Origin of the sequence: Mesorhizobium sp. M1A.F.Ca.ET.072.01.1.1 (assembly GCF_004023325.1) — a bacterium.
Lineage (GTDB): Bacteria > Pseudomonadota > Alphaproteobacteria > Rhizobiales > Rhizobiaceae > Mesorhizobium.
The window spans coordinates 1-13,549 of sequence record NZ_RZSF01000176.1 but is presented as its reverse complement, the minus strand read 5'-3'; the positions used below and the strand labels follow the sequence as shown (position 1 = coordinate 13,549).

Annotated in this window: 12 protein-coding genes; 6 read left to right on the top strand and 6 right to left on the bottom strand. The window is 65.1% G+C overall.

The features are described from left to right. Window positions 1–573: DUF1501 domain-containing protein (locus tag EOA32_RS22285; protein ID WP_128372905.1), on the top strand; the 573-nt coding region annotated here is incomplete at its 5' end. Between the two features lie 283 nt (window positions 574–856). On the opposite strand, the gene EOA32_RS22280 is transcribed toward EOA32_RS22285, so the two are convergent. From EOA32_RS22280 to EOA32_RS22250, 6 genes are all read right to left on the bottom strand, one after another. Further along, a complete protein-coding gene (locus tag EOA32_RS22280) occupies window positions 857–1,120 on the bottom strand; it encodes a hypothetical protein (RefSeq protein ID WP_095828041.1) in 264 nt (87 codons plus the stop codon). An 86-nt stretch (window positions 1,121–1,206) separates the two neighbouring features. Continuing rightward, window positions 1,207–2,790, bottom strand: coding sequence for an indolepyruvate oxidoreductase subunit beta family protein (locus tag EOA32_RS22275; RefSeq protein WP_128372904.1), 1,584 nt, complete (start codon window positions 2,788–2,790; stop codon window positions 1,207–1,209). Then, entirely contained in the window at window positions 2,783–4,936 is a 2,154-nt protein-coding gene (locus EOA32_RS22270) for an indolepyruvate ferredoxin oxidoreductase subunit alpha (protein WP_128372903.1), read from the bottom strand. Before EOA32_RS22270 ends, EOA32_RS22275 begins: the two co-directional genes overlap by 8 nt. Window positions 4,937–4,986: 50 nt before the next feature. Then, entirely contained in the window at window positions 4,987–5,469 is a 483-nt protein-coding gene (locus tag EOA32_RS22265) for a MarR family transcriptional regulator (protein ID WP_067324441.1), read from the bottom strand. Continuing rightward, the gene (locus EOA32_RS22260; RefSeq protein WP_128372902.1) at window positions 5,469–7,040 is read right to left on the bottom strand and encodes an NAD(P)/FAD-dependent oxidoreductase; all 1,572 of its coding nucleotides are present in this window, start codon (window positions 7,038–7,040) and stop codon (window positions 5,469–5,471) included. The genes EOA32_RS22265 and EOA32_RS22260 overlap by 1 nt, the downstream gene beginning before the upstream one ends. Window positions 7,041–7,337: 297 nt before the next feature. Beyond that, on the bottom strand, window positions 7,338–8,129 hold the full coding sequence (locus EOA32_RS22250) for a cyclase family protein (RefSeq protein WP_128372901.1): 792 nt from the start codon (window positions 8,127–8,129) through the stop codon (window positions 7,338–7,340). A gap of 118 nt (window positions 8,130–8,247) precedes the next feature. Here EOA32_RS22250 and EOA32_RS22245 point away from each other — a divergent pair, with 118 nt between their 5' ends. The 5 genes from EOA32_RS22245 to EOA32_RS40030 all read left to right on the top strand — a co-directional run. Further along, the gene (locus EOA32_RS22245; RefSeq protein ID WP_128372900.1) at window positions 8,248–9,822 is read left to right on the top strand and encodes an NAD(P)/FAD-dependent oxidoreductase; all 1,575 of its coding nucleotides are present in this window, start codon (window positions 8,248–8,250) and stop codon (window positions 9,820–9,822) included. Window positions 9,823–9,930: 108 nt separating this feature from the next. After that, a complete protein-coding gene (locus tag EOA32_RS22240; RefSeq protein ID WP_128372899.1) occupies window positions 9,931–11,457 on the top strand; it encodes an ABC transporter substrate-binding protein in 1,527 nt (508 codons plus the stop codon). Window positions 11,458–11,558: 101 nt separating this feature from the next. Next, a complete protein-coding gene (locus EOA32_RS22235; protein ID WP_067003667.1) occupies window positions 11,559–12,566 on the top strand; it encodes an ABC transporter permease in 1,008 nt (335 codons plus the stop codon). After that, the gene (locus EOA32_RS22230) at window positions 12,559–13,407 is read left to right on the top strand and encodes an ABC transporter permease (protein WP_095777547.1); all 849 of its coding nucleotides are present in this window, start codon (window positions 12,559–12,561) and stop codon (window positions 13,405–13,407) included. The genes EOA32_RS22235 and EOA32_RS22230 overlap by 8 nt, the downstream gene beginning before the upstream one ends. Further along, a partial coding sequence (locus EOA32_RS40030) for an ATP-binding cassette domain-containing protein (protein ID WP_128372898.1) occupies window positions 13,404–13,549 on the top strand: 146 nt, incomplete at its 3' end. The genes EOA32_RS22230 and EOA32_RS40030, both read left to right, overlap by 4 nt.

Genomic DNA, 13,549 nt, shown 5'->3' with positions numbered 1-13,549 from the left:
GCGATGAGCGACCAGCTCGATGACAGCACGATAAAACCCCGCGGCGGCCTCGCCAACGCCGCCGGCATGCGCCAGTCCGCGCAAGGCGCGGCGAAACTGATGGCCGCCGACGACGGGCCGCGCATTGCGGCGCTGGCCTTCGACGGCTGGGACACGCATGTCAACGAGGGCGGCGCCACCGGGCGGCTTGCCAACCTGCTCGGCGGCCTCGATGGCGCCTTCGAGGAATTCGAGAAAGGGCTCGGCGAGCGCTGGAAGGACACGGCCATCGTCGCCATCACCGAATTCGGGCGCACCGCCCGCGTCAACGGCACCGTGGGCACGGACCACGGCACCGGCACGGTGGTGCTGCTCGCCGGCGGCGCGATCAAAGGCGGCCGCGTCATCGCCGACTGGCCGGGGCTGAAGCCGGCTCAGCTTTACCAAGGCCGCGACCTCGCGCCGACCAGCGATGTGCGCGCAGTACTGAAGGGGTTGCTTGCCGAGCAGTTCGGACTCTCCGTCGCCGTGCTCGGCGACAAGGTGTTTCCGGACTCAGGAGGAGTGAAGCCGATGCGGGATTTGATTGTGTGAGAGCTTCGACTTTGTCCATCAACCGCGAGGCAGGAACGCGGCGGCACAGGTGAGATCGGTCGAGATCCTTCGCGCCCCCCTCTGTCCTGCCGGACATCTCCCCCACTTCTTGGGGGGAGATCGGCAGCTTCGGCGCCGCGACCACTCCGCGCTGTGGAACATGGTACGACACTGGCGATTGACGAAAGCCGGCGTGATGTCTGATCTCCGCCCTTGCCTGTCTGAACCCTCGCGCGGGCGCTTCCCGCGCCGTTTCCAGCGCGGGCGTCGATCCCTCGACGGATCACCTGCTCCAATAGCCGGGATGCCAGCGGTGGTGATACCGGAAGCCCGGATGCCAGTGGCGCACGGGCCGGATGAACCGGCGACCGTTCGGCACGCATCTGCCCCAGTGATTCACGTGCCAACCAGGACCGCAGCGCCAGCCGACCGTCTCGATCGGCAGCGGCGCAGCGCTGGGCTTTGCCATCGGCATGGCCTGCGCGCCGGCGGAGAGCATCAAAGTGCCGGCGGCCAATGCGAACGGCAGCAAATATTTGGTGAGCATAAAGTTCGTCTCCGTGATTCATCCCTACCGCCGTGAAACGGACGACAGGGTCGAAATCCGTCGGAGGAGGATGGATCACATCCTCGTTATCGGGCGGCGTCGTCGAGCGTCGCCACGGTCTTCAACGCGCCGTCGAGCATGTCGCCCTTTTCGTCCTTCAGCGCCGCTTCGCGCAGGCGGCGGACCCAGTCGGCTGCGTCTTCACGGCCCTTGAGCATGGCAAGCGCTGAGAGCACGCGGTCGAATTTCGACTGGGCACGGGCGTGGGTGTCGCTGTAGCCTTTGATCAGCCGTCGGCAGTTCAGGATCTCCAGCCCAAGCGCATAGTTTTCGCGCGCATGGGCAAGCGCCAGTTCGTACCAGCGCTCCAGATGCTCGACCTCGACCTTGTGGCGCAGCAGGCGGCGGCGCCAGCGGCGCAGGCCGCCGATGAACCAGAGCATGGCGAAGCCGGTGAAACTGTCGGTGCGGATATGGCGGCCGCGATTGATGCGGCGGTCAAGGAAGGCGGCGAGCTTCGGGCGGCTCTCGATGTAACTGCCGATCGCTACCGGCAGCGTGCCGCAGAATTCCTCGATGCGCGGATGGAAATATTCGGTGACCTGCAGGACCAAGCCTTCCCTGACACCGACTTCCTTGCGCACGCGCCTGTCGCGGGTCGAACGCGTCTTGAGGTCGGCGACGCGGATCATGTCGTCATAGCACATGGCGTTGGCCAGATGTTTCGCCGCCGCGACCGACAGCGCATGGCCACGCTCCGCACTGTCCAGCGCGATGGCCTTGTCCAGCCGGCCGAGATATTCGCCGCCATAGGCGATGTCCTGGTAATCGACGACCTTCTTCAGGCCGCGTTCAGCCATGTCGCGCAGCGGTTCCGGTAGCGCGGCGACACGGGCGGCGAGTTCCTGCCAGCCCTTCAGCAGGGTTTCGGGACCACTGACCTTGGCCGTTGATGTGGTGTCGGGAGCGGCAGGCTTCCCGCTTGCCTTATTCCCGGCTGTCGCGACCGCGATGCCGCGCGCCCGGTCATAGGCGGCGCCGAAAGCGGCAAGGCTGGCCTTGACGCCGCGGCCGCCGGCGCCGATCGCCTGCTCGTAGTTTTCGCGCGGGAAGGGCAGCGCGTCTGAACCGGCCAGCGCGCCGAGCAGGCTGGCCGAGATCATTGTGCCATGCTCGGCGGCGATCTTTTCCATATCGAAGGCGATGAAGCGCTTGGCGGCCACCTCGGCCGTCGCATGCACCTTTTCCGACGAGGCGCGGCCGTCGCCCGGCTCGATCTTTTCCGAGACGGCGGCGATGCGGTGCGAGGAGGCGATCAGCGTCGTGCGCTCGGGGGCGACGAAACCGCGGATGATGGCGCGGCCGGCTTCCATCAGCTCGGCGGCTATCAAGATGTCGACGTCGCCCTGCGATGGCGACAGCGCGAAGACCGGCAGCCGGCCGGTGTCGCGCGCCATCTCGATGTAATAGATCGTCGCCCCCGTGCGCTGGGCGACGCCCGCCACCGACGTCGATTGCGCAATGTAGCCGCTGCGCTCGGCTACGTCGGTGATCCAATCGGCGAGCACGCCGCCGCCCTGGCCGCCGACGGCAAGCACGGCGAGTTTTATCACCCGCTCGTCATCAGAGGCGCCCGGCTTCGGGCGCAGCGGTGAAGCCTGCTCAAGCATCGGCGAACATCAAACGGCGGCTCTCGCGGCGGCGCTGCAAACGGCCGATCACCGCGCGGCGCGCGCTTTCCAGGAAACGGTCCCAGCGGCTCGGATTGTGCACGACATCGGCGCGGTAGAAGGAGGGGCAGAGCACGGCCGCATCCGCCACCTCGCCGCAATTGCCGCAGCCGACACAGTTCTGGTCAATCGAGGCGACCGGATCGTCGCGCAGCGGATCGTCGAGCGACTTCACCGAGAGCGACGGACAGCCGGAGAGCCGCATGCAGGCGTGGTCGCCGGTGCAGACGTCCTCGTCGACGCCGAATTTCGGCTTGACGACCCGCTCGCCGCCCTTGACCGCCTTCTCGACCAGCGGCCTCTCGCGGCGCTGGCGGTTCAGCATGCATTCGGACGAGGCGACGATGACCTTCGGCCCCTTCTCCTCGGTGGTCAACGCCTCGCGCAGCGTGTCGCGCATCTTGCCGACGTCATAGGTGCGGTCGATGTGGCGCAGCCATTTGACGCCCATGCCTTTCACCGCTTCGGTGATCGGATGTTTTGTGGACTTGGTGCGGTTCGAGGCGCGCGAGGACAGGATGTCCTGGCCGCCGGTGGCGGCCGAGTAAAAATTGTCGACGATGACGATGACGCCGTCATTCTTGTTGAAGACGGCGTTGCCGATCGACGAGGTGAGACCGTTGTGCCAGAAGCCGCCGTCGCCGACGAAGGAGATCGACCGGCGTTTCGCTCCCGGCGAATTGAAGGCGGAAGCCGAGGCCGGCCCGAGGCCGTAGCCCATGGTGGTGGCGCCGAGCTCGAAGGGCGGCATGATCGAGAACAGGTGGCAGCCGATGTCGGAAGCGATGTGGTGCTTGCCAAGCTCCTGCTCGACCAGCTTGGTCGCAGCGAAGATCGGCCGCTCCGGACAGCCGATGCAGAAGCCCGGCGGGCGGCCGGGAACGACATTGATGAGATCGGCGGTGTCGACGCCCTCGCCCAGCTTGTTCGGCGCACGAACCTCGCCGGGCAGCAGATGCGGCGCATAGGCGCGCAGGAAGGAGCCAATGCCGTCCAGCATCACCTGCCCGGTATATTCGCCGGCCATCGGCAGATGCTCCTTGCCGACCAGCTTGGTGCCGCGCCCTGCCTTGTGCAGCATCGCGGCAAAGGCCTGCTCGATATAGTTGGGCTGGCCTTCTTCGACGACCAGCACCGCCTGTTTGCCCTCGCAGAAGGAAAGGAACTCGTCATCGACGAGCGGATAGACGGCGTTCAGCACATAAAGCGGCACGTCGGTGTCGCCATAGGTGTCGGCAAGGCCGAGCCGCTGCAGCGCGCGGACGACCGAATTGTACATGCCGCCCTGCATGACGATGCCGATCGAGCCATTGTCCGGCCCAAAGACCTCGTTGATCTTGCGGCTCTTGATGAAATCGACCGCCGCCGGCCAGCGCTTTGCGACCTTCTCCTTCTCGTGCAGGAAGGAGGCAGGCGGCAGCACGATGCGGCCGGTGTCGCGGCGCGGGGCCGACAGCGCATCGGCAACCGACATAGGCGGCCGCTTGTTATCCTTGGCGATGAAGTGGCCGTGGACGTGGCAGCAGCGGATGCGCACCTGCAGCATGACCGGCGTGTTGGAGGCCTCCGACAGCTCGAAGCCATCCTCGACCGCCTTGACGATCGAGGGCAGGTTCGGGCGCGGATCGAGCAGCCAGACCTGGCTCTTCATGGCGAAGGCGTGGCTGCGCTCCTGCATGATGGAGGAGCCCTCGCCATAGTCCTCGCCGACGATGATCAGCGCGCCGCCGGTGACGCCGCCCGAGGCGAGGTTCGCCAAAGCGTCCGAGGCGACATTGGTGCCCACCGTCGACTTGAAGGTGGCGGCACCGCGGATCGGGTAGTGCACGGATGCGGCAAGCATGGCGGTGGCAGTTGCTTCCGAGGCGCTCGCCTCGAAGTGCACGCCGAGCTCGCCCAGAATGTCCTGCGCGTCGGCGAGCACATCCATCAGATGGCTGATCGGCGCACCCTGATAGCCGCCGACATAGCCGACGCCGCATTGCAGCAGCGCCTTGGTGATGGCGAGGATGCCCTCGCCCGCGAATTCCTGGCCGGCGCCAAGCCTCAGCTTTTCAACTTCCTTGGCAAAAGACCGTTCGGCCATCTCTGCCTCCTTCCGTTACCGCCGTTTGGACGGCGGCGCGTACGTCAAACTCAAATGTCGTGCTTGCGGATGTTCTTCAGCATCTTCTGCAGAATCGCGATCAGCGCGGCATATTCGGCATCGTCGACGCCGTCGAACATCGCTTCGAAGGCATCATGCATGGCCGGCCAGGCGCGGGTGAAAAGCGCCCGGCCGTCATCGGTCAGGAACACATGGCGGAAGCGGCTGTCGGCGACGCCCTGCTCGCGCCGCACGAGGCCCTGGCCTTCCAGCGCGTCGAGCGTGCGACTCAAGGTCGATTGCTCGATCACCGTATAGACCGAGAGGTCGTTGACGGTGATGCCGTCGGTGACCGAGAGCACGGCCAACGTGCGCACCTGCGGAATGGTCAGGCCCTGCTTGCGAAAGTCTTCTCGCAGGGTGGCGTTGTAGCGGCCCATGATGCGGTTCATCAAATAGGGCGCGAATTGCTGCAGGCCGATCTGGCCGAGGGTCGAGATGCGCTGGCGCTTCTCCGGAAGCTTCTGTTCCATCAGAGCCTCTCCGCCAGCAGGAAGCCGGAGCCGCCGCCGAGCCCCGCGCCCGGGTGCGTCGACGCGCCGATATGGTAGAGGCCCTTAATGCCGGTCTCGTGATTGCGGCTGGCCTTGAACGGCCGCCACAAGAAGGACTGGTCGATGGTCGACGAGCCGCCATAGGGATCGCCGCCGACCAGATTGATGTTTATCGCTTCCAGATCGGCAGGCGAATAGGCGCGGCGCGCGATGATGGTGTCGCGAAAACCATCGATGTGATGAGCGAGGATCGCCTCGACGCGGTCGGCGTAGGCGTCGCGCAGCGCCTCGCTCCAGCGGCCATCGGCTGGGGCCTCGAGCTTGCCGGCGGCATCGCCCTTGATGTGGCGCGGCGCTTCCGGAAGCTGCAGCCACAGGATTGCCTTGCCCTGCGGACAGCGCGACGGATCGAGCGCGTGGGGCTGGCCGACGCAGATCGTCGGCACTTCCGGCAACAGGCCGCGCACCGCTTCGTTGCAGGCTTTCGACACACCATCGAGTCCCGGCGTCAGATGCAGCAGCGCCACCTTGTCGAGGCCCTCGCCGCGCCAGGCCGGCGGCTTGTTCAGCGCGTAGTGGATCTGGAAGTTGCCCTTGCCGTAGCGGTAGTCACGCATGGCTTTCGCGGCGTTTTCCGGCGCATCGTTGCCGAGCAGGCGGCCATAGAGCTGCGTCGGCGTGACCGAGCAGATGACGCTCTTCCCTGCCGTCAGCGTCTCGCCGGAGGCGAGCCGGAGGCCGGTGGCACGGCCGCCGGTCTGGACGATCGAGGCGACGTCGGCGTTGACGCGGATTTCGCCGCCGCGCTCCTTGATCAGCGCTTCGAAGGCGGCGAGCAGGTTCTTCGCCCCGCCCTTGACGATCGGTGCGCCGGCCGCCTCCAGCGCGAAGGCGATGACCTTGGCGATCTGGCCGGAGAAGGCGTCTTCCGGCCCAAGCCCGGCATGCAGCACCCAGGGCGCCCAGAGCGCGCGGACGGTATCGGACTTGTACGCGGTCTCCAGCCAGCCCCGCGCCGGCACCAGCGCCTCGCCCAGGACGGCGGCAAGCTCGCGCGGACCGCGCCGCCACGCCTCGCCGGCCATGAGCTTCGTCGTCGGATAGGACCAGAGCGCGCCACCGAGCAGGCCGAAGAGCAGTCCGGCATTGCGTTCGATGTCGCCGACATCGCCGCCATGACGGTCGCCATCGCCGGAGGCAAATGCGTTCAGCGCCGCGATATTGGCGGCCCGGTCGGTGGTGAGCACGGCATGGCTGCCATCGGGCCGAAGCACGCCGGTGGGTGTGGTCGTGTGACAGAATTCCAGCCCGTGCCGCGCAAGATCCTTGCCGAGCGCGGCATAGGCCGGCGAGGTGATGAAGAGGACGAAGGTCGTCGCCATCACGTCATGGACGAAGCCGGGCGCCGTGATCTCATCGGTGCGCATGCAGCCGCCGATGCGGTCGTTGCGTTCGAGCACGAGCACCTTGGCGCCCTTGGCGCCAAGCATCGCCGCGCAGACCAGGGCGTTGATGCCGCTGCCGACGATGATGTGATCGGCAGCGGTCATTGGATGCTCTCGGGTGACATGAAGTCAATCTCATGACGCGGCGTTCTTTCGCGCCCCCCTCTGTCCTGCCGGACATCTCCCCCACAAGGGGGGAGATCAGCTGTCATCGCGGCTTTCGCCAATTGTCCACGGTGCAAGATTGAGCGGAGCGCCGAAACTGCCAATCTCCCCCCTTGTCGGGGAGATGTCCGGCAGGACAGAGGGGGGCGCCGTAGAGCGCCAGCGTCGCTCCGATCCCACCTCTCCACTACACTGTTGCCCGCGAGCATGATCTTCTCCCGAAGACCGCCACCTCGCCTATTGGCCCGGCACCAGCGCCAGGGCGCGGATCGGGCTGCCGGTGCCGTGCTCGATCTTGAGCGGGGCGGCGATCAGGATCGCGCCTTTCGGCGGCAGTTGGTCGAGGTTGCAGAGGCTGGCCAGCCCATAGCGGTTGGCTTTGTGCATCAGCGTGTGCGCCGGGAAAGGCGGCTCCATGCCGCCGGCCTTGCCGGCATCGGTGCCGATCGTCTCCGAGCCCCAGCCCTTGATGTCCTTGCTGATCAGGAACTGGATGGCTTCCGCCGTTGGTCCGGGCGTATGCGGGCCGGTCTCGTTGGCATTGAGGAAGTCGGCTTCCGAACCGTTGCGCTTGTACCAGTCGGTGCGCATCACCACCCATTCGCCGGCATTGATGGCGCCGTGCTTGGCCTCCCAAGCCTTGATATGCTCGACGGTGAGAAGGAAATCGTGATCGGCGGCGGCTTCCACTGAGCAGTCGATGACATTGACCGGACCGACGAAATTCTGCGCCGGAATGGTGTCGGTGGCGCCGTCCGGATAGTCCTTGCCGGTGATCCAGTGCTGCGGCGCGTCGAAATGCGTGCCCGGATGCTCGCCGAGCTTCAGCCAGTTCCAGGCCCACCACGGACCGTTCTTGTCATACTTTGAAATGGGGTGGATCTCGACCTTCGGCGTGTCGACGGCAAGCTCCGGCGGCAGCTTGATCAGCGGCGTGTTGGGCCCGAGCGGCGCCGACAGGTCGACCACCTTGATGGCGCCCGAAAGCAGCTGGCCGGCGACCTCGCCGAGGAGTTTCTGCGTGTCCATTGTCTTCGCTCCCTCTTGTTCGTGCTCATCAAGGCTCGTTGCGGCCCTTAATATCCTACTAGACGAAAACATATGCATCTGCAATTATCTTTAAGCATAAAGCATTTTGGGGCAGGGCGTGAGCGAGTTCGACGCCATCTTTGTCGGTGCGGGCCACAACAGTCTGGCCTGCGCCGCGCATCTGTCGCTCAAAGGCTGGAAAACCGCGGTTTTCGAGCGCAACGCAGCTATCGGCGGCGCGGTCCGGACCGCGGAATACACGCTTCCCGGTTTCAGGCACGACTTCGGCGCGATGAACCTGAGCCTGTTCGCTGGCTCTCCCTTCCATCGGAAATATGCAAATGAATTGAAAAGCCATGGGCTGGAATTCGCGCCCGTCGCCGATTGTTTCGCCAGCGCTTTCCCGGATGGAAGATGGTTTGGCGTCAGCAACGATCTCGAGAAGACGACATCGCGGCTCGCCACCTTCTCCGCGGCCGATGCCGCTACATGGCGCCGGCTGGTCGAGGCCTTTCCAGGCGAGGCGGAGCATCTGTTCCCGCTGCTCGGATCGCCGATGAACCCGCGCGCGCTCGCCGGCACAGCCTGGTATCTTTGGCGCAAGAAAGGCATTGGCGGCGCGCTCGATACCGGCCGCTTGTTGCTGTCTTCCCCCCGCGCGTGGCTCGAGGACAATTTCGAGACGCCGCACGTGCAAACCACGCTCGCCGCCTGGGGCATGCATCTCGACTTCGCGCCCGACATCGCCGGCGGCGCCGTGTTCCCTTATCTGGAATCAATGGCCAACCAGAGTTTTGGCATGGTGCTCGGCAAGGGCGGCGCCGACACCATCATCCGCGCGCTTGTCGGCATGGTCAAAGCGGCCGGCGGCAAGATCATGGCCGGCGCGGAGGTGGCGGAGATCATCGTCGCCGGCGGCCGCGCGACCGGCGTGCGGCTCGCCTCCGGCGATTTCCATGTCGCCAGCAAGGCCGTCATTGCCGGCGTCGCGCCCAAGGCGCTGACTGGCAAGCTGTTGCCGAACGGATCCGGCGATGCCGGCTTTGACGCGGCGATGAAAAAGTTCCGCCATGCGCCGGGCACGATGATGATCCATCTGGCACTGGACGATCTGCCGGACTGGAGCGCCGGCGCCGAGCTTCGCCACTTCGCCTATGTGCATCTGGCGCCGTCGCTCGATGCCATGTCGCGCACCTATCAGCAGGCGATTGCCGGCGTGCTGCCCGATCAGCCGGTGCTCGTCGTCGGACAGCCGACCGCCGTCGATCCCTCGCGGGCGCCAGAAGGCAAGCACGTGCTCTGGGTCCAGGTGCGCATGCTGCCGGCGGAAATCCTCGGCGATGCTGCCGGCAAGATCGCGCCCGGTTCCTGGGACGCGGTCAAGGACGCCTATGCCGAGCGCGTGCTCGACATCATCGAGAGCTACGCGCCTGGTTTGCGCCAGAAGATCCTCGGGCGCGCGATCTTCTCGCCGCTCGACCTCGAGCGCGAGAATCCGAACCTCGTCGGCGGCGACCAGATTTGCGGCAGCCACCATTTGGCGCAGAATTTTCTCTTCCGTCCGGCGCGCGGCTTCGCGCGCTGGAACACGCCGGTGTCAAACCTCTACCTCACTGGCGCCGCGACATGGCCCGGCGCCGGCACCGGTGCCGGATCCGGCTTCATGTTGGCGCAACAGCTGGGAGGGCATTAGCAGCAGAATTCCAGGATGGACAAGGCGCGGTTGCCCACCAGACCTTCCGAATGAACAACGCCGCGCGGACAATGAGTCAAAAACCGACAACCAACAAGGGGAACGACCATGACCATCAACAGACGCGATTTGCTTGGATTTGGCGCGGCAGCGCTTGGCGCGGCGACACTCGGACTGCCGAAGGCAGCCAAGGCGGCGGACGAGCTCACCATTGCCTACAACGTCAACCTGCCATCCTGGGACCCGACGACCGGGCCTTCGGCGGTGAACCCGACCATCCAAGGCCTCTACCAGTCGGTGTTCGACCAGTTCATCCCGCAGAAGCCGGACCTTTCCTTCACACCCGGCCTGCTCACCGAATGGGGTTGGAACGACGATCGCAGCAAGGTGACGATGACGGTCCGCGACGGCGTGAAATGGCATGACGGCTCACCCTTCACCGCCGAGGACGTTGTCTGGTCGCTGCAGCGGGCGGGCGACGAGAAGACCGGCAATCCGATCCAGTTCGTCTGGAAGAACGTCAACAACTTCAAGATCGACGGCAACAAGATCACCGCCGACGTCGTGCAGTTCGATCCGGTCTATTTCAAATGGATGTCGTTCCTGACCGGCTACATCATGCCGAAGGCCTATTACGAGAAGGTGGGCGCGGAAGGCTTCGAGAAGGCGCCGATCGGCACCGGGCCCTATATGGTCGACAAATTCGAGCGCAACGCCTTCCTGCGGCTGAAGGCCAATCTGAATTACTGGGGTGCCAAGCCAGCCTTCGAGAATGTGACGATCAAGTTCGTCACCGACGCGGCAAGCCGCGTCGCCGAGGTCGAGTCCGGCTCCTCGCAGGTGACGCTCGAAATCCCCTATGAAGAATATGACCGGCTGATCGCCAAGGACGGACTCGCCGGCTCGATCAAGAATGTCTCCGACATCGGCATGATCTTCTTCAACGACATCGAGGCGATGCTCGACAAGAACGTCCGCCAGGCGGCTGTGATGGCAGTGGACAAGGAGCTCTTGGTCAAGCGGCTGCTGCGCGGCTACGGCCAGCCGATCGCCACGCTGGAGACGCCGGAATACACGGCCTTCGACGCGTCGATCAAAGTCGAGCACAATCCGGAAAAGGCCAAGGAACTGCTCGCCGCTTCAGGCTATTCGCCCAAGAAGCCGGTCAAGTTCACCATCCAAACGACCAAGGGCTTCAAGCCCAAGGATTATGAGATGATCCAGGCGATCGTCGGCATGTGGCGCAAGGTCGGCATCGAGGCCAATATCGAGGTCTACGAGATCGCCAAGCATTACGAGCTGCGGGCCGCCGACAAGCTGGCGCCGGCCGCCTTCTACAACTGGGGCAATGCGATCGGCGATCCGACCACCTCGACCGGCTTTGCCATGTATGGACCTAGCCCGCATTCGGTGTGGGACAGCCAGGACCTGATCGACATGATCAATCCGCTGTGGGGCGAGAAGGACGAGGCCAAGCGCATCGCCGGCTGGAAGGCCGTCGACAAATACATCGCCGAGCAGGCCTATGTGCTGCCGCTGATGCAGTATGCTCAGCCGATCGTGCACTCGAAGAAGGTCAATGTCGTGCAGCATGTATCGGGCGCGCTGCTGCCGGCGCTGATGACCCCGGCCTGATGACATCTGGGAAGCTGCGCTGGCGCAGCGCACCTTCTCCAACGACGCGCAGGCCCCCTCATTCGGCCGGTGAGGGGCCGAATGCATTAGGCTCAGCGAGCATGCTGCTGCAGAGATTTCTTGTTCGTCTGATGACGATGCTGGTCACACTGTTCGGCGTCGCCGTCGTCGTCTTCGTCGTCATCCGCGTGGCGCCCGGCGACCCGATCGCGATGATGCTGCCACCCGGCGCCAGCAATGACGACATAGCGCGTCTGCGCGCGCTCTATGGGCTGGACAAGAGTATTGCGCAGCAGTTCTTCATCTGGCTCGCCGGCGTGCTGCATGGCGATTTCGGCACTTCGATCTCGCTGCGCCAGGATGTGCTCGGCCTCGTCTTCAACCGGCTGCCGGCGACGTTGGAATTGGCCATCGTCGCGCTGTTGATGGCGGTGGCGATCGGCGTCTCCGCTGCGATCCTCGGTGCGCGTTCGCGTGGCACGGCCGTCGAAGCCGGCATCGACATCGCCGGCGGCGCGACGCTCTCCATCCCCGATTTCCTGTGGGGCCTGGTGCTGATCCTGCTGTTCGGCGTGCTCATCCCGGTGTTCGACATTTCCGGTCGAGTGTCACCGCAACTCGACCTGCCCTTCGTCACCCAGTTCTATCTCGCCGAGAGCATTCTCAGGCTCCGCTTCGATCTCACCTGGGATCTGCTCAAGCACATGCTGATGCCGGCGATCGCGCTGGCGTTGCCGCTGGCGGCGATCATCGCGCAACTCCTGAAACAGTCGCTGAAGGAAGTGCTCGACCTCGACTATGTCGTGCTCGCGCGGGTCAAAGGCTTTTCCGAAACGCAGGTTATCCTGCGCGAGGCGTTGAAGAACGCGGCGCTGCCGACGCTGACGCTGGTGGGCGTGCAGTTCACCTTCCTGATCGGCGGCACGGTTATCGTCGAGCGGCTGTTCTCCTATGAGGGTCTCGGCAATATGGCGATCGATGCCGTCATCAACCGCGACCTGCCGCTGATCCAGGGCATCGTGCTGGTCTTCGCGCTGCTCTTCGTGCTGATCAACCTTGGCGTCGACATGATGTATGCGCTGCTTAATCCGAGGCTGCGTCATGGATGAGGCGCGCATTTTGCGTCGGGGCCTCAGCCCGCGGCTATGGCTGGCCGGCGGCTGGCTTCTGCTGGCGCTGCTTGCGGCCATCTTCGCGCCGCTGATCGCACCGCAAGATCCGCTGGCACAGGACCTGATGCTCGAGCGTCTGCCGCCCTTCTGGCTCGACGGCGCCGAGCCCGGCTATTGGCTGGGCACCGACAGCCTGGGCCGGGATCTCCTGTCACGGCTGATCTTCGGCGGCCGCATCGCCTTCATCGTCGCCTTCGCCGCGGCGGCGTCCGCCTGCCTCATCGGCTCGGCGCTCGGGCTCATTGCCGGCTATTTCGGCGGTTGGGCCGACCGCGTCATCTCGCGCATCGTCGATGTCTGGATGGCCTTCCCGCCGGTGCTGTTCGCGATCCTTTTAGTCGCGGTGTTGGGCACAGGCTTGAGCTCCGTCATCATCGCCATCGCCGTCATCGACTGGACGCGCTTCTGCCGCGTGATCCGGGCCGAGGCGATGAGTCAGGCGCGCATGGACTATGTCGAGAGCGCGCGCATCGCCGGCTATGGCCGCATCGGCATCATGCTGCGCGAAGTCCTGCCCAATGTGCTGCCGTCGGTGGTGGCGCTCTTGTCGCTTGAGATGGGCATCGCCGTCATCGTCGAGGCGATCCTCTCCTTCGTCAATCTGTCGATCTCGACCGACGATCCGACCTGGGGCGGCATCATTGCCGAGGGCCGGCTGTCGATCCACCAGGCCTGGTGGGTGCTGGTGTTCCCGCTGATCACATTGATCTTCACCGTGCTGTCCTTCAGCCAGTTCGGCGAAGGATTGAAGGCGCGTTTCGATCCGGTGCTGCGATGAGCGCCAATATGGAACCATGCCTCGAAATCCGCTCCTTGAGCGCAGTGCTGCCCAACGGCCAGCGCGTGCTGCGCTCGGTATCGCTCACCGTGCAGCCGGGCGAAGTCCGCGCGCTGGTCGGCGAGAGCGGCGCCGGCAAGAC

Coding starts and splice junctions, on each gene's coding strand:
- EOA32_RS22280 (WP_095828041.1), bottom strand. CDS start 1,120: ATGCTCACCAAATATTTGCTGCCGTTCGCATTGGCCGCCGGCACTTTG.
- EOA32_RS22275 (WP_128372904.1), bottom strand. CDS start 2,790: ATGCTTGAGCAGGCTTCACCGCTGCGCCCGAAGCCGGGCGCCTCTGAT.
- EOA32_RS22240 (WP_128372899.1), top strand. CDS start 9,931: ATGACCATCAACAGACGCGATTTGCTTGGATTTGGCGCGGCAGCGCTT.
- EOA32_RS22235 (WP_067003667.1), top strand. CDS start 11,559: ATGCTGCTGCAGAGATTTCTTGTTCGTCTGATGACGATGCTGGTCACA.
- EOA32_RS22230 (WP_095777547.1), top strand. CDS start 12,559: ATGGATGAGGCGCGCATTTTGCGTCGGGGCCTCAGCCCGCGGCTATGG.
- EOA32_RS22265 (WP_067324441.1), bottom strand. CDS start 5,469: ATGGAACAGAAGCTTCCGGAGAAGCGCCAGCGCATCTCGACCCTCGGC.
- EOA32_RS22270 (WP_128372903.1), bottom strand. CDS start 4,936: ATGGCCGAACGGTCTTTTGCCAAGGAAGTTGAAAAGCTGAGGCTTGGC.
- EOA32_RS22260 (WP_128372902.1), bottom strand. CDS start 7,040: ATGACCGCTGCCGATCACATCATCGTCGGCAGCGGCATCAACGCCCTG.
- EOA32_RS22250 (WP_128372901.1), bottom strand. CDS start 8,129: ATGGACACGCAGAAACTCCTCGGCGAGGTCGCCGGCCAGCTGCTTTCG.